11 protein-coding genes, 1 pseudogene and 1 other annotated feature are annotated in these 15719 nt (G+C 48.5%); all 12 genes and pseudogenes read right to left on the minus strand.

Features of this window, described 5'->3' with window-relative positions:
* Positions 1-16: 16 nt before the first annotated feature.
* Positions 17-1783 carry an aspartate--tRNA ligase gene (gene aspS / locus VJ374_RS11330; RefSeq protein WP_329468815.1) on the minus strand — a complete coding sequence of 589 codons (1767 nt, stop codon included), beginning with the start codon at positions 1781-1783 and terminating at the stop codon, positions 17-19.
* Positions 1780-3060 (minus strand): histidine--tRNA ligase, encoded by a 1281-nt coding sequence (gene hisS, locus VJ374_RS11335; RefSeq protein ID WP_290751770.1) that lies wholly within the window; start codon positions 3058-3060, stop codon positions 1780-1782. The genes aspS and hisS overlap by 4 nt, the downstream gene beginning before the upstream one ends.
* Before the next feature lie 42 nt (positions 3061-3102).
* Positions 3103-3324, minus strand: a binding site (T-box leader).
* A 45-nt stretch (positions 3325-3369) separates the two neighbouring features.
* The gene (gene dtd, locus VJ374_RS11340) at positions 3370-3819 is read right to left on the minus strand and encodes a D-aminoacyl-tRNA deacylase (protein WP_035406526.1); all 450 of its coding nucleotides are present in this window, start codon (positions 3817-3819) and stop codon (positions 3370-3372) included.
* Positions 3820-3833: 14 nt separating this feature from the next.
* Positions 3834-6032 carry a RelA/SpoT family protein gene (locus tag VJ374_RS11345; protein WP_035406523.1) on the minus strand — a complete coding sequence of 733 codons (2199 nt, stop codon included), beginning with the start codon at positions 6030-6032 and terminating at the stop codon, positions 3834-3836.
* 141 nt (positions 6033-6173) lie between these two features.
* Entirely contained in the window at positions 6174-6692 is a 519-nt protein-coding gene (locus VJ374_RS11350; RefSeq protein ID WP_329468816.1) for an adenine phosphoribosyltransferase, read from the minus strand.
* Positions 6671-8980, minus strand: coding sequence for a single-stranded-DNA-specific exonuclease RecJ (recJ, locus tag VJ374_RS11355; protein ID WP_329468817.1), 2310 nt, complete (start codon positions 8978-8980; stop codon positions 6671-6673). The genes VJ374_RS11350 and recJ overlap by 22 nt, the downstream gene beginning before the upstream one ends.
* 72 nt (positions 8981-9052) lie before the next feature.
* Positions 9053-11261, minus strand: a pseudogene (gene secD, locus VJ374_RS11360) (protein translocase subunit SecD).
* Positions 11262-11417: 156 nt separating this feature from the next.
* Positions 11418-11708 (minus strand): preprotein translocase subunit YajC, encoded by a 291-nt coding sequence (gene yajC / locus VJ374_RS11365; RefSeq protein WP_035406515.1) that lies wholly within the window; start codon positions 11706-11708, stop codon positions 11418-11420.
* Positions 11709-11780: 72 nt separating this feature from the next.
* Positions 11781-12926, minus strand: coding sequence for a tRNA guanosine(34) transglycosylase Tgt (tgt, locus tag VJ374_RS11370; protein WP_035406513.1), 1146 nt, complete (start codon positions 12924-12926; stop codon positions 11781-11783).
* Positions 12926-13966, minus strand: a complete 1041-nt coding sequence (gene queA, locus VJ374_RS11375; RefSeq protein ID WP_214853061.1) for a tRNA preQ1(34) S-adenosylmethionine ribosyltransferase-isomerase QueA — start codon at positions 13964-13966, stop codon at positions 12926-12928. The genes tgt and queA overlap by 1 nt, the downstream gene beginning before the upstream one ends.
* Before the next feature lie 4 nt (positions 13967-13970).
* Positions 13971-14966, minus strand: coding sequence for a Holliday junction branch migration DNA helicase RuvB (gene ruvB, locus VJ374_RS11380; RefSeq protein ID WP_035406506.1), 996 nt, complete (start codon positions 14964-14966; stop codon positions 13971-13973).
* Positions 14967-14970: 4 nt separating this feature from the next.
* Positions 14971-15564, minus strand: a complete 594-nt coding sequence (gene ruvA / locus VJ374_RS11385) for a Holliday junction branch migration protein RuvA (RefSeq protein ID WP_023468936.1) — start codon at positions 15562-15564, stop codon at positions 14971-14973.
* Between the last annotated feature and the right edge of the window lie 155 nt (positions 15565-15719).

Below are 15719 nucleotides of genomic sequence, written 5' to 3' on the forward strand. Positions count from 1 at the left end.
ATTCGCTTGTCGTGACTTAAGATTGTTTGATTGCTGTACGAATTGAGAGATCATTCAATTGCGCATCCGAGACTGGGCTTGGTGCTGCCGTCAACAGATCACTTGCTGATGCTGTTTTCGGGAAGGCAATTGTATCACGCAAGTTCGAACGCCCTGCGAGTAACATGACGAGACGGTCTAGACCAAGTGCGATCCCCGCATGTGGTGGTGTTCCGTATTCGAATGCTTCCATCAAGAAGCCGAATTGCTCGTTTGCTTCTTCTTCTGAGAAGCCAAGCAACTTGAACATCCGCTCCTGGATATCCCGTTCATAAATCCGTTGTGATCCACCGCCGAGCTCATATCCGTTTAAGACGAGGTCATACGCGACTGCGAGGACTTTGCCAGGATCCGTCTCGAGCAATTCGAGATCCTCACGACGCGGCATCGTGAACGGGTGGTGGTTCGCATAGAAACGACCATCTTCTTCTTCGTACGTGACAAGTGGGAAGTCTGTCACCCAAAGGAAGTTGAAGACCGACTCATCAATTAAGTCGAGTTCCTTCGCCAACTTCTGACGGAGCGCACCTAAGCTGTCTGCTACGATCGATGCTTTTGCTGCGACGAACAACAACAAGTCGCCTGCTTCCGCATCTGTCGCCGCTGTCAAGCGAGCGGTTGCTTCTTCGTCGAAGAACTTCGCGATTGGACCATTCAATCCGTCGGCTGTCACTTTGACCCATGCGAGACCTTTTGCACCGTAAATCGCCGTAAATTCTTGTAACTTATCGATGTCTTTTCGTGAGAAGCGTTCAGCTGCACCTTTGACGTTCAATGCTTTGACTTCTCCACCTGCTTCAAGTGCCATATCGAATACTTTGAATCCTGCTCCTTTGACGGCATCCGCGACATCGATCAATTCGAGACCGAAGCGTGTATCCGGTTTATCCGAACCATACCGGCTCATTGCTTCTGCATACGGCATCCGTGGGAATGGTGTCACGATATCTTTTCCGAGCGTTTCTTTCATGACGCGTGTCATCATCGACTCCATCATGGCATACAAGTCTTCGATGTCCATGAAGCTTGTCTCGATGTCGACTTGCGTGAATTCAGGTTGACGGTCTGCACGTAAGTCTTCATCACGGAAACAACGTGCGATTTGGAAGTACCGCTCAAAACCAGACACCATCAACAATTGTTTGAACAATTGTGGAGATTGTGGCAAGGCGTAGAACTCGCCCGGGTGAACCCGGCTTGGGACGAGATAGTCACGTGCGCCTTCTGGCGTTGATTTCGTTAAGATCGGTGTCTCGACTTCCAGGAAGTCTTGCTCATCGAGGAAGTTCCGCATGATGTTCGATGCTTTCGAACGGAGACGGAATGTCTCTTGGAGCGATGGGCGACGCAAGTCGAGGTAACGGTATTTGAGACGTAAATCTTCTGACGTCTGCTCCGCTTCTTCACTGATCGGGAACGGTGTCATCTTCGCTGCGTTTAAGATGACGACTTCATCCGCGACGACCTCGACTTGTCCAGTCGGGATGTTCGGGTTCGGATTCTCACGTGCGATGACATGTCCTTTAATATCGAGGACATATTCCGAACGAATCGATTCGGCAAGACGGTGTGCCTGCTCGTTTTCCGGTTGGAAGACGATTTGGACGATGCCACTACGGTCACGGAGATCAAGGAAGATCAATCCTCCTAAGTCACGTCGTTTTTGAACCCATCCTTTAAGTTGAACGTGTTGTCCGATGACTTCTTCTGTCACCTGTCCGTTCATATGCGTGCGTCCGATCATTGTGCTTCCTCCTTTAATTTCGCGACGATCGTATCAGCGACTGCTGATAACGGAACGTCCGTCTGTTCCCCTGTAGCCATGTTTTTGAGGGCAGCTGCACCACGCTCGACTTCTTCATCCCCGAGGATGACCGTGTAACGTGCTTTCAAGCGATCTGCTGCCTTAAATTGTCCTTTGAACTTCCGACCGAGATAATCCCGATCCGCGACAAGTCCTTCAAGACGCATCAATTGTAGGAGTCGTGTCGCTGTCTTTTCGACTTCGTCACTGCCTTGCGCGACGATGAAGACATCGATTCGATCGTCGACTGCTGGTAAGACGTTCTCATTTTCAAGCGCCATCAATAAACGCTCGATACCGATTCCGAATCCGATTCCCGGTGTTGCCGGTCCACCGATCTGTTCGACGAGACCGTTGTAACGACCACCACCACATAGTGTCGTGATTGCTCCGAAACCTTCTGCTTCTGACATGATTTCGAACGCCGTGTGATTGTAATAGTCGATTCCGCGAACAAGCGTTGGATCAACGACGTACTCGATACCGAGTGCATCTAAGTGAAGCAACACTTCGTCGAAGTACGCTTTTGATGCCGGGTTTAAGTAATCGAGAATCGATGGTGCTGTTGCCATGCTCGGGTGATCGCGGTCGACCTTACAATCGAGGACACGAAGAGGATTCGTTTCGAGACGATTTTGACAGTCCTGGCATAATTCGTGAACGACTGGCTTAAAGTGTTCGACGAGTGCTGCCCGGTGTGCGGCGCGACTTTCGTTATCCCCGAGCGTGTTGATGACCAGTTTAAGATGCTTCAATCCGAATGAACGGTAGATGCTCATCGCGAGACTGATTACTTCCGCATCGATGGCCGGTTGTTCACTTCCGAGTGCTTCAACTCCGTATTGGTGGAGCTGACGGAAACGTCCTGCTTGCGGACGTTCATAACGGAACATCGGGCCGATGTAGAATAATTTCGTTGGTTGGTTCGGTGAACCAAACAGTTTGTTTGTCACGAATGAACGAACGACGGCAGCCGTTCCTTCCGGGCGTAACGTCAACTGGTCTTTTCCGCGTTTCTCAAGCATGAACATCTCTTTTTGAACGATATCCGTCGTCTCACCAACGCCACGTTTAAAGAGTTCTGTCTCCTCAAAAATCGGCGTCCGGATTTCCTTATAGTTGTAACGCTTACTAATTTCACGTAATTGTTGTTCGATGTACTGCCAACGTTCGACTGTTCCTGGAAGGACATCAAACGTACCGCGTGGTAATTTCATCTCAAATTCCTCCTTTTTTGAATACAAAAAAGTTCTCGTCCGCAAAGGGACGAGAACTTGAAGATCCCGTGGTACCACCCTGGTTGTCAAATCACATTTGACCACTCGGTGCAGTTAACGCCTGCGTACGACCTTCCCTACTCTCAGTTCAGGAAGATACCTCGGAAGGGTCTTTCATCGAGTTCGTCTGTTCGCCCTTTCAGCCAAGGGGCGACTCTCTAAGCAGACGAGGTCTTGATTACTCCTCTTCGTCTTCGGTCGTATGAATCATTTGGTTACGTCTAATATTGCCTCGTCTCTCGGTTCCTGTCAAGCGTTTGCTTCTTTTTCAAGAATCAACGTTACAGGCCCATCATTAATGAGCGCGATATCCATCATGGCACCGAACTGACCTGTCTCGACCGTCAGTCCTTGCGCACGAAGACGTTCATTGAACGCTTCATACAACTCATTGGCAACATCCGGTTTCGCCGCTTCCGTGAAGGCTGGACGACGTCCTTTTTTGACATCACCATACAGCGTGAACTGCGAGACGGATAGAATCTGACCGTCGACATCCTGTAACGAGCGATTCATCCGTTCTTCCTCATCTTCAAACACACGGAGTCCTGCGATTTTATCAGCTAACCAGTTCACCTGATCGATCGTGTCTTCGTGCGTGACACCGACGAGCAAAAGAAATCCTTGTTTGATTTGACCGATGATTTTTTGATCGACTGTGACACTTGCTTCTTTGACTCGTTGTAATACAACTCGCACGACGGATCCGCTCCTTACGTCATCATGACGCGATGTACAGCATACACGTCAGAGATTTGTTTAATTCGATCGACGACTTTTTGTAGATGATTGACATTATTGATCGCAATCGTCATCGTGATTTTGGCTTGTTTACTGTCGTCGCCCTTCCCACTGACAGCGACGATGTTCGTATTCGTTGCAGATACCGACTGCAAGACATCATTCAACAATCCTGCCCGGTCAAATCCAGAAATTTCGATTTCGACGTTATAACTCTTGACGGCTTTACCTTCATGTTCCCACTCGACTTCGAGCAGACGTTCCGGATTTTGTTCGTGAATGACGTTCAAACAGTCCGTCCGGTGAATTGAGACGCCACGCCCACGCGTGATATATCCGACGATATCGTCCCCTGGAACCGGATTACAACAACGACTCATGCGAACGAGCATGTTATCGATGCCTTTGACCCGAACCCCTTCCGGATTTTCCTTTTTCGGACGATCGAACGTCTTCATCTCACTGATTGCTTCGTTCAGTTCTAGATTTTTGGATTCTTTGTCTTTGCGTAATTTTTCCGTTAATTTATGCGCGACTTGGGCAGCAGTCAGACCATGATAGCCAACAGCAGCGTACATGTCTTCTTCTTGCGAGAAGTTGAACTTCCGCGTCACGTCTTCGAGCGTCTTCTCATTGATGACTTCTTTCGGCTCAAAGCCAAGCTTCTTCACTTCTGCTTCGATCAGTTCCCGTCCTTTTGAGACGTTCTCTTCGCGTTGCTGACGTTTGAACCATTGACGGATTTTATTTTTCGCCTGACTCGACACACAAATCTTGAGCCAATCCTTACTTGGACCATAACTATGCTTCGACGTGACGATTTCGATGATGTCACCTGTCTTTAGCTTATAGTCGATCGGTACCATCCGTCCGTTGACTTTCGCTCCGATCGTCCGGTGACCAATTTCCGTATGAATTCGGTAGGCATAATCAATCGGAACAGAACCTTTCGGCAACTCGATGACGTCACCTTTTGGTGTGAAGACGTACAGCATGTCACTGAAGAAGTCGACTTTGACCGATTCCATGAATTCCTCGGCATCTGCCGTGTCCTTCTGTAACTCCAAAATCTCGCGGAAGTGAGCAATCTTATCCTCAAATCCAGATTTTGCTTCCTGTTCCTTACCTTCTTTATACGCCCAGTGAGCGGCAATCCCGTACTCGGCAATGAAATGCATGTCTCGCGTCCGAATTTGGACCTCGAGCGGCTCGCCTTTCGGTCCGATGACCGTCGTATGCAGCGATTGATACATGTTCGGCTTCGGCATCGCGATATAATCCTTGAAGCGTCCCGGCATCGGTTTATACTGCGTATGAATGATTCCGAGTACAGCGTAACAATCTTTGATTGAGTCAACAATGATGCGAACAGCCATCAAATCATAGATTTCACTGAACTCTTTTTTCGAGTTTTGCATCTTATTATAAATGGAATAGATATGCTTCGGACGTCCATCGACTTCCGCTGCAATCTGTACATCATCGAGTACTTCATTGACCTCTTCAATAACCGAACTAACGAGCGCTTCTCGTTCCGTCCGTTTTTGTTTCATCATCGAAACGATCCGGTAGTATTGTTGCGGATTGATGTAGCGCAAACTGATGTCCTCGAGTTCCCATTTGATCGTCGAAATCCCGAGACGATGCGCAAGTGGCGCGAAGATTTCAAGCGTCTCTTCTGCTTTTTGCACTTGCTTTTCCTTGACCATATGTTGCAACGTCCGCATATTGTGCAAACGGTCAGCCAGTTTGATCAAGATGACACGAATGTCTTCCGCCATCGCGATGAACATCTTCCGATGGTTCTCAGCTAACTCTTCGCGCTTCGATTTATATTTAATTTTCCCGAGTTTCGTGACGCCATCGACGAGCATCGCAACGTCAGATCCGAATCGTTCGGATAATTCTTCGAGTGTAATGTCCGTATCTTCGACGACATCATGAAGAAGCGCAGCGACGATCGTCGTTGCATCCAAACCAATATCGACTAAGATACCGGCAACTTGTACCGGATGAATGATGTACGGTTCCCCTGAACGGCGGAATTGTCCATCATGTTCGTCTTTCGCGAATTGGTAAGCACGTTCGATGTCTTTGACTTCAGCTTGCGTCATGTATTCCGCACATCGAGCGAGAAGGTCTTCTACATTTACGATTTGTTTATTTGTCATCCCTTTTCCTCACCCAGTCCCCGGGATCGTCTGCAACGGAATCCCTAATATATAATTCTTATTATCGTGAAATCTTGAGAAGATGTCAAAATAAAAAGAAATACCCCCTTGGTCATCAAGTACCAAGAGAGTATAGTGTCTTCAGTCTTCGTAGCGAATCAATGAAAGAATGTCATATCCTTCGAGTTTCTCACGTCCGCCAAGACCATCGAGTTCAATTAAGAATCCGATTCCGGCAACTGTTCCGCCTAATTTTTCGATCATTTGGATCGTTGCTTCAATCGTACCACCTGTCGCAAGCAAATCGTCAAGGATGACGACGCGTTGTCCCGGTTGGATTGCATCTTTGTGCATCGTCAAGACGTCTTTTCCGTACTCAAGACCATACTCGACACGGACTGTCTCGCGCGGTAATTTTCCTTCTTTACGAACAGGAACGAATCCGATTTCCATCGCGTAAGCTGCTGGGCAACCAACGACGAATCCACGTGCTTCTGGACCTGCGATGACATCTGCGCCTTTACTGCGTGCATACTCAACGAGTGCATCGACCGATTGTTTATACGCCGGTCCGTTTTGCATGAGTGATGTGATGTCCTTGAAACTGATTCCTTCTTTCGGCCAATTCTCGACCTCTTTTATATGCTGTTTGAACTCCATGTCTTTTCCTCCTGCTTCGCCGCTTCTACCAAAGTATCAAAACGCTCTTTCAACTGAGCGAGTGACGAATAAATGTATTGTTGCTCGAGCTCTTGACGCGCTTCATGACGCTGGTACGTCGGTGCTTCCGTCAGATCTCGTTTTGCAGCATTTGGGTTCACACCCGGCAGCCCGTCCTCCATTGTAACAAGAAAATCAAGTTCCGAGAATACCGAATGCATAAAGTTAATCGATCGTTTCGTCCATTTTCGCGATTTTGACAAACGTACGAGACCTATCCGGAGCTCATCCCGTGGACATTTCGCAAAATACTGGAAGTACTGTTTGAAGTCCTCACGCGATGGAATCGTCTCGAAATAATAGCCTTCATCCTTAAAGGCACAATAAATCCGCTCTGCCTGTTGCACATATGGATAAAATGCTGCTTCCTCTTCCGGCAGGTCAAGAAAGACGATGTTTTGTCGAATCGGACCATTCAACGAACGTTCAGTGTATTTCTCCTTCATCTCATCGGTAAAGGCGACGAATGTCGTCGTCTCGTGCGGTAAGGCGAATAGATCGCTCAGCGGACGCTTACCTCCACGGTAATCAAACACTTGAACATCTTCGACAGCGACGTCTTGAATCATCAATTGTGGTTTACGGAAACCATTCCATTCATTGATGTTCAGACTGCCCATCAAGTGAATCTCCGATAAGGTTGAAACTTCATCGACGAGGTCGCCGAAGCCGAAGCCGATTGCATCGAGTTCCTTCCCGTCGCCTGATAGGAGTGCCTTGACATGCGTCAGATCACGACCGATCCGTTTCATATCGCGAATCTTCGCCTGCTCAATGACGATCCGTGGCGCGGGGTTTCCCATCCCGAACGGTGCCAGTCGCTGAATGTCTTCAATCAACTGAATCGAGACATCACTGATGTGTAGACGTAGGTCGACATCGATTGTCGCGATGAACGCGTCATCCGGTAACGTGCTCGCTTGTTCATTCAAGCGTTGACGTAACGTCTCAACGTCATCAGAAGATAAAGTCATCCCAGCCGCAGCTGGATGTCCTCCGAAGTGTGGCAAGATATCTTTACACTTCGTCAGCTCAGCGAAGAGGTCAAAGGCTGGAATCGATCGCCCAGAACCTTTGGCTGTTCCTTTTTCAGCATCATGACACAGCATGATGACAGGGCGATGATATTTTTCAACGAGTCGCGAGGCGACGATGCCGACGACACCTGGGTTCCAGTCTGCCGCATCGACGACGAGGACGCGGTCATCCTTGAAGCGTTCCTCGACAAGCGCCGTTGCTTCTTCCGCAATCTGCTTGACGATATCTTGACGTTGCTTATTTTGTTGGTCGAGCTGTTTCGCGAGATGAAGTGCTTCATCTTTACTTTCTGCTAACAACATCTCGAGCGCTGGCATCGCAGAATCGAGACGACCTGCTGCATTGATCCGTGGACCGAACGCAAATCCGACCGACTCTTCCGTTAGTTCGTCCTCAGTTAAACTGCAGACGTCACGTAACGCAAGGATACCTGGACGTTCACTTGCGTTCAGTGCTTCGATGCCACGAATCGCAAGTAAGCGGTTTTCGCCGACGAGCGGAACAAGATCGGCAATCGTTCCGAGCACGGCAAGATCGAGTAATTCGACTGGTTCACGATCAAGGAGAGCATGCGCGACTTTAAAAGCAACTCCTGCGCCTGCGAGTTTCGAGAACGGATACGCCGAATCGACACCTGGATGGATCAAGGCAAAGGCATCGGGTAACGTTTCTTTTGCTTCGTGATGATCGGTGATGATTAAATCGACCCCGAGTTCCTTCAGGACATCTGCTTCGTGGATACCGGAAATCCCACAGTCGACGGTGATGACGAGACTAAACCCTTCTTCCGCTGCCCAGCGAAATGCTGCTTCATTCGGTCCATAGCCTTCCGTGAATCGGTTTGGGATATAACACTCTGCCATCCCTCCGATTTCAATCAAGGCGTGCCAGAGAATCGCCGCGGAACTCACACCATCGACGTCATAATCACCGTAAATTAAAATCATCTCACCTTCGTTGACGGCACGTTGAATCCGTTCAACGACTTTCGGCATGTCTTTAAAAGCAAATGGATCGTGGAATGCCATTTGATCGGTTTCTAGAAATTCACGGGCTGCTTCACGTGTCGTGAACCCCCGTTGGACAAGTAGTTGTGCGACGTGCGGAGAGATCGAGCCATCCGCCGTCAATTGTTCGATTTGTTCTGGATCAATGACTTTATCAAGCCATGTTTTTTTAGCATGGTACATCTCAAACCCTCCAATCAACTTCCCCATTATAATTGAAAATCCGCATCAGCGATAGCTGATGCGGATACTCTTTTAGGAAGCACGTTTTGTCCGACCAAGTGTCCGACCCTTCATGACGAGCCAGAGCTGAGCAGCGATGAAGATCGAAGAGAACATCCCCATGATCAACCCGACGAGCAACGCAAGACTGAATCCACGGATCGCTTCGCTACCGAAGATGTAGAGCGCTGCTGCCGTCATGATGACCGTCACGACGGTGTTGATCGAACGGACGATTGTTTGTTGAATCGATTCATTGACGATATGCGCCAACTCATCGAACGAAACTTTTCGTCCCCCTTTTTCGGCAAGTCCGAGATTTTCTCGAACCCTGTCGAACGTAACGATCGTATCGTTGACAGAATACCCGATGATCGTCAGGATCGCTGCAATGAAGTACAAGTTGACCTCGATCTGGAACAGCGAGAAGAAGGCGACGATCATTAACGCATCATGCAATAGTGCAAGCACTGTCGCAATCCCGTATAACGGTTGGAATCGGAACGAGACATAGATGACGATCCCAAGTGACGCGAGTAAGACCGCATAAATCGCGTTACGCGCGATTTCTTGACCAACTTGCGCCGAAACCGTCGAGATACTCGGTTCTTTCTTATATTCCGTTTCAATCGTTTGTTTCATTTTAGAGATTTGATCTTGGCTAAATTCCCCAACGAACGTGACGTTCGCTAGTTTTCCACCTTGAGCAAATTGGATGCCATCGATTTCCGCAGCATCAATGCCTGACTCTTCAATGACAGAGCGGACATCGGCTTCCTTGATTTGATTCTCAGAAGAAATCTCGACGCGTGTACCTTGCGAGAAGTCGATCCCAAGGTTAAGACCGCGGAACGACAGCAAAAGTACCGAAATGATGACGAGGGCAATCGTGATCGCGAAATAGATTTTGCGATGTTTGACGTAATCGAATTTCGTAGGATTAAAGCTCACGGATTTCACTCTCCTTTACACCGAACCATGATTTCTTCTTATCGAACCATCGGCTACTGACAAGGAGTTGCATCAGGTAACGTGAGACAAAGACATTCGTGACGAAAGTGACGGCGATTGAGACCATCAACATGATGGCGAATCCTTTGACCGTGCTTGTACCGAAGTAGTACAAGACACCAGCAGAAATCAATGTCGTTAAGTTGGCATCAAGAATCGTACCGAACGAACGACGGTTTCCGGCTTTAAATGCGGATAAGACGGATTTGCCGCTTCGTAATTCGTCCTTGATCCGCTCTGCAGTGATGATGTTTGCATCGACCGCCATACCGACACCAAGAACGAGTGCCGCAATCCCCGGTAGTGTAAGGACGGCATTAATCCCGTTAAAGAAAATCATGACGAGATAGATGTAGAACAACAAGGTAATAATCGAAACTAATCCAGAGATCCGGTAGAACACTAGCATGAACAAGAAGACAGCAGCTACACCGATCGCTGACGCGAAGAGTGTCTGATCAAGTGCATCCTGTCCAAAAGCAGCCGAGACCGACGTCGAGTAGATTTCCTCGAGTTTGACCGGCAGTGCTCCTGCGTTAAGGATTGAGGACAATTGTTTACCATACTCGGCATCGATATCGCCACCGGAAATGATCGCCTTATCCGAATTGATCGGTTCTCGTACAGATGCATCTGAAACGATTTTCGAGTTCTTCTTTTGAATCTCTTTTTCATACGTATCACCCTTTTCGTAATCGAGCCAGATGACAAGACGGTTCGCAGGTGCTTGCATTTGCGAAATTTTTTGAGTGACATCATAGAATTTCTGTTTTGACTTCATCGTCAATTCGACGAGTGGTTCATTCGTATTCGGATCATATCCGACTTTTGCTCCTTTAGCTTTTAAGTCTGAACCGTCAAGCAACAACTTATCGTTGATGTCACGGAATGACAATTGTGCCGTCGAAGATAGGATTTGACGCGCTTCCGTCTGATCCTTGACGCCAGCAAGTTGAACACGAATCCGGTTGTTACCTTCAATCCGAATATCCGGTTCAGAGACACCGAGAACGTTGACACGGTTCTCGATTGCCGTCAATGTGGCACTCATCGCATTTTGGTCGATGACGTCTCCTTCTTTTAGCGGTTGTACTTCATACAAGACTTCGAAGCCACCTTTAAGGTCAAGGCCAAGCTTCGTATCCTTCAGCAACCATGACGATGTCGTACCGATCAGCACGAGCAACGCGATGACGACGATGAAGAATGTGGCAAGTTTACCTTTCTTGATCATGCTACATTGTCCTTTCTCTAGTTCCCAGTATATTTTCAGACAACTTTGTTCTCCTACCCTAGCTTACAAAAGAAAGGGTAATCTTAGCAAACGTTTTTCTCATATATAAACAGAAAAGACGCTCCGGAATCCGGAAAGCGTCTTTTCAATGCCTTATTCGACCGTTTCGTCGCCCATGACAGTTGTTGATTTTTTTGTCACTTCTGCGATAGCACTACGGTTGAATGTCAATTGTGAGTTACCTGACTTCAATGTCACCGTTGTGTCGTCGACTTTTTGGACAACCCCGTGAAGACCACCGATCGTAACGATCGAATCGCCGCGTGAGAGTTCCGTTTGCATCTGACGCACTTGCTTCTGGCGTTTGTTCTGTGGACGGATCAACAAGAAATAGAACACCACGAAGATCAAGATCATCGGGAGGAATGTGATTAAGCCTTCCATCTGATTCAGCTCCTTTTATCATTCAAATCACGTTCATTATACCGTGAAAGAATTGATTTGTCAGACGATTTGTTAGAAATTCTTTGCGTTCGGTAAATTGTAACCGTATTCTTCGAAAAATTCTTCCTTAAAATCAAGTAGACGATCTTCACGAATCGCTTGGCGAACGCCTTCCATCAACTTGACGAGGAAGTGAAGATTGTGTGTCGAACAAAGATGAAGTCCGAACGTTTCTTGCGCACGGATCAAGTGATGAATGTATGAACGCGAGTAATTTTTACATGCGTAGCAATCACATTTCTCATCGAGCGGACGGAAATCACGTGCATATTTCGCGTTCCGGACGACGAGACGTCCTTGTGATGTCATCAACGTACCGTTTCGTGCAATCCGTGTCGGTAAGACACAGTCGAACATATCGATTCCGCGAATCGCGCCTTCAATCAATGCATCCGGTGAACCAACGCCCATTAAATAACGTGGTTTATCTTCTGGCATGAGTGGTGTCGTGAATTCGAGTGCTCGGTACATGACATCTTTCGGTTCACCAACCGAGAGACCACCGACCGCATAACCTGGGAAATCAAGCGCAACAAGGTCTTTTGCACTTTGGCGACGTAAGTCTTCGTATTCGCCACCCTGGATAATTCCGAACAGTGCTTGGTCTTGCGGACGTTCGTGCGCTGCAAGACAACGTTCTGCCCAGCGGCTTGTCCGTTCAACAGATGCTTTCATGTACTCGTGAGAAGCAGGATATGGTGGGCACTCATCAAACGCCATCATGATGTCTGAACCGAGTGCGTTTTGGATTTCCATTGCTTTTTCCGGTGATAAGAACAGTTTGTCACCGTTTAAATGGTTACGGAAATGAACGCCTTCTTCCGAAATATTCCGGAGATCAGCGAGTGAGAAGACTTGGAAGCCACCTGAATCCGTGAGAATCGCGCCATCCCAGTTCATGAATTTATGCAGACCGCCTGCTTCCTTGATGACATCGTGTCCAGGACGCACCCATAGGTGATACGTGTTCGCGAGGATGATGTTCGCGTTCATATCCTTGATTTGTTCTGGTGCCATCGTCTTGACCGTCGCTTGTGTTCCGACCGGCATGAAGACCGGTGTCTCAAAACTACCGTGCGGCGTATGGACGATTCCTAACCGCGCTCCGGATTGTTTACATGTCTTGATATGTTCGTATGTTACCGCGTGTTTTGTCATTAGTTTCGTTCCTCTCTCGTTAAGAACATCGCATCACCGAAGCTAAAGAAACGATAGCCATTCGCGACAGCTTCTTCGTAGGCATGCAGAATGTGTTCCCGTGTCGATAACGCGGACACGAGCATAATCAATGTTGATTTCGGTAAGTGGAAGTTCGTGATCAATCCATCGATCCCTTTGACTTCCTGACCTGGGAAAATGAAGATGTCCGTCCAACCAGTTGCTTCGACGAAGTCACCGTGATCACGGATGACCGTTTCAAGCGTTCGCGTCGACGTCGTACCGACCGCGATGATCCGTCCGCCTTGTTTCCGTGTTTCGCGTAGCAGTGCCGCTGAACTTTCCGGCAATTCGTAGTACTCACTATGCATCTTGTGACTATCAACGTCGTCGACCGAAACGGGACGGAATGTGCCAAGTCCGACATGTAACGTCAACGGTGCGATCCGGACGCCTTTCGCTTGCAGCGCTTCGAGCAATTCCGGTGTGAAGTGAAGACCCGCCGTTGGTGCTGCGGCGCTCCCGCGTTCGCGAGCGTAGACCGTCTGGTAACGATCTTGATCCTCGAGTTGTTCATGAATGTACGGTGGCAGCGGCATCGTTCCGAGTTGATCGAGCACTTCGTAGAAAATCCCGTCGTAGAAAAACTTCAGAATCCGTCCCCCGTCTTCAAGTGCTTCGACACACTCAGCACGGAGTAATCCGTCACCAAACGACAGAATTGTACCTGGTTTGACTCGTTTTGCTGGTTTTGCTAGCGTTTCCCAAACATCGTCACTCGTCTGCTTCAAGAGCAACAATTCGATTTTTCCACCTGTCTCTTCCTTCACACCAAAGAGACGTGCTGGCAAGACTTTCGTATCGTTGATGACGAGTGTATCACCTTCCCGGAAGTGGTCGACGATATCATGGAAGTGTTGATGCTGAATCGCACCTGTCTCCCGGTCGAGGACCATCAATTTCGAACTCGTCCGGTCGAGCAATGGCACTTGAGCAATTTGTTCTTCTGGTAAATGAAAATCAAATAAGTTTACATCCATTGGTTCAATTTCCTTCTTTCAGTCCTAAATGTTGGCGGGCGAACGGTGTTAAGACACGTCCGCGCGGGGTACGTTGTAAAAAGCCTTGTTGCAACAGATATGGTTCATACACATCTTCAATCGTCTGCGCATCTTCTCCGATTGTCGCTGCAATCGTCTCAAGACCGACCGGACCACCGGCAAACCGTTCTGCAAGCGATCGTAGTAAACGATGGTCGACATCGTCGAGTCCGAGCGCATCGACATGCAAGCGATCAAGTGCACTTGTCGCAAGCGAGGCATCGATCTCGGTTTGATGAGCAACTTGAGCGAAGTCACGGACACGCCGTAACAACCGGTTCGCGACACGTGGTGTTCCGCGTGAACGAAGGGCGATCGCTTCTGCTGCGAGACGATCCGCTTCGAATCCAAACAACCGTGACGTCCGGGTCACGATGGCAGACAACTCTGACATCGTATAATATTCAAGCTTCAGCGTCACGCCAAAACGATCACGTAGCGGTGCCGACAGCATCCCGGCACGCGTCGTCGCACCGACGAGTGTAAATGGTGGCAAGTCGATCCGAACGCTACGCGCGAGTTCCCCTTGACCGATGACGATATCGAGACAATAGTCTTCCATTGCCGGATATAGAATCTCTTCGATCGATCGACTCAACCGATGAATCTCATCGATGAACAGGACGTCTCCCGGCTCAAGAGATGAGAGAATTGCCGCCAGATCACCTGGTCGTTCGATCGCAGGACCGGCTGTCGTCTTGATGCCGACCCCCATCTCGTTTGCGATGATTGTCGCAAGCGTCGTCTTACCAAGACCTGGAGGACCGTAGAGAAGAACGTGATCGAGTGTTTCCTGACGAATTTTTGCTGCCTCGATGAAGACACTTAAGTTTCCTTTTGCTTTCTCCTGCCCGATATATTGCTCGAGCGTCTGAGGACGCAGACTCCACTCTTCTTGATCTTCCGCATGGGCGGATTCTGACAAAATGCGCTCTTCCATGTCCTCACCTCACATTCAATAACAACTGGAGTGCCCGTTTAACATATTGATCCGTTGACAGGACTTCTGCCTGCAACGCTTTTTTGACTTTTTCGACTTCTCGATCACTGTAACCGAGCGCCGTCAGAGCTTCACAGGCTTCGTTCAGCTCTGCGTTACCTTGTGCGAACAAGCCTTCGCTCGGTACGTAGTCTGGCGCGAGCTCTGCTAACTTTCCTTTTAGGTCGAGTGTCATTTGTTTTGCTGTCTTTTTGCCGACACCTGGGAACTTGACGAGATAACTTTCCTTTTCTTGTTCGATCGCTTCAACAAGCGCATCGACATTCCCTGATGCGACGATTGCAAGCGCTCCTTTTGGTCCGATCCCTGTCACACCGAGCAACTTCGTGAACAAGGCACGCTCACGCCGGGAACGGAATCCGAATAAGACTTCTTGGTCCTCACGGACATAGTGATACGTATATACGATGATCTGTTCGTCTCCGGTCCGATAAAAAAACGGGTTCGGTGCTACGATCTTGTAGCCAATCCCGCCAACTTCTACCGTCACGAATTCCGCACAGACATAAGCGACTTCGCCGCGTACGAATTCTATCAATGTGGAACGCTCCCATCTATAAACAAACTCTCGTGTTATTGTAGCATACATCTTCGTTTGGCTTCAAAGCGTTCTTCAGCAAAAATCAATACATACGTTCGCTCTCTCAATCAGAAGACAAAAAGCGTGATCGTTTGCACGACCACGCTCTCACT

The sequence above is a fragment of the Exiguobacterium sp. 9-2 genome (assembly GCF_036287235.1).
In the GTDB taxonomy this organism is placed as follows: domain Bacteria; phylum Bacillota; class Bacilli; order Exiguobacteriales; family Exiguobacteriaceae; genus Exiguobacterium_A.

Bases quoted from the DNA above. Each gene is read 5' to 3' on its own strand.
- aspS (WP_329468815.1), bottom strand. From the start codon at position 1,783: ATGATCGGACGCACGCATATGAACGGACAGGTGACAGAAGAAGTCATC.
- hisS (WP_290751770.1), bottom strand. From the start codon at position 3,060: ATGAAATTACCACGCGGTACGTTTGATGTCCTTCCAGGAACAGTCGAA.
- VJ374_RS11345 (WP_035406523.1), bottom strand. From the start codon at position 6,032: ATGACAAATAAACAAATCGTAAATGTAGAAGACCTTCTCGCTCGATGT.
- VJ374_RS11350 (WP_329468816.1), bottom strand. From the start codon at position 6,692: ATGGAGTTCAAACAGCATATAAAAGAGGTCGAGAATTGGCCGAAAGAA.
- recJ (WP_329468817.1), bottom strand. From the start codon at position 8,980: ATGTACCATGCTAAAAAAACATGGCTTGATAAAGTCATTGATCCAGAA.
- yajC (WP_035406515.1), bottom strand. From the start codon at position 11,708: ATGGAAGGCTTAATCACATTCCTCCCGATGATCTTGATCTTCGTGGTG.
- tgt (WP_035406513.1), bottom strand. From the start codon at position 12,926: ATGACAAAACACGCGGTAACATACGAACATATCAAGACATGTAAACAA.
- queA (WP_214853061.1), bottom strand. From the start codon at position 13,966: ATGGATGTAAACTTATTTGATTTTCATTTACCAGAAGAACAAATTGCT.
- ruvB (WP_035406506.1), bottom strand. From the start codon at position 14,966: ATGGAAGAGCGCATTTTGTCAGAATCCGCCCATGCGGAAGATCAAGAA.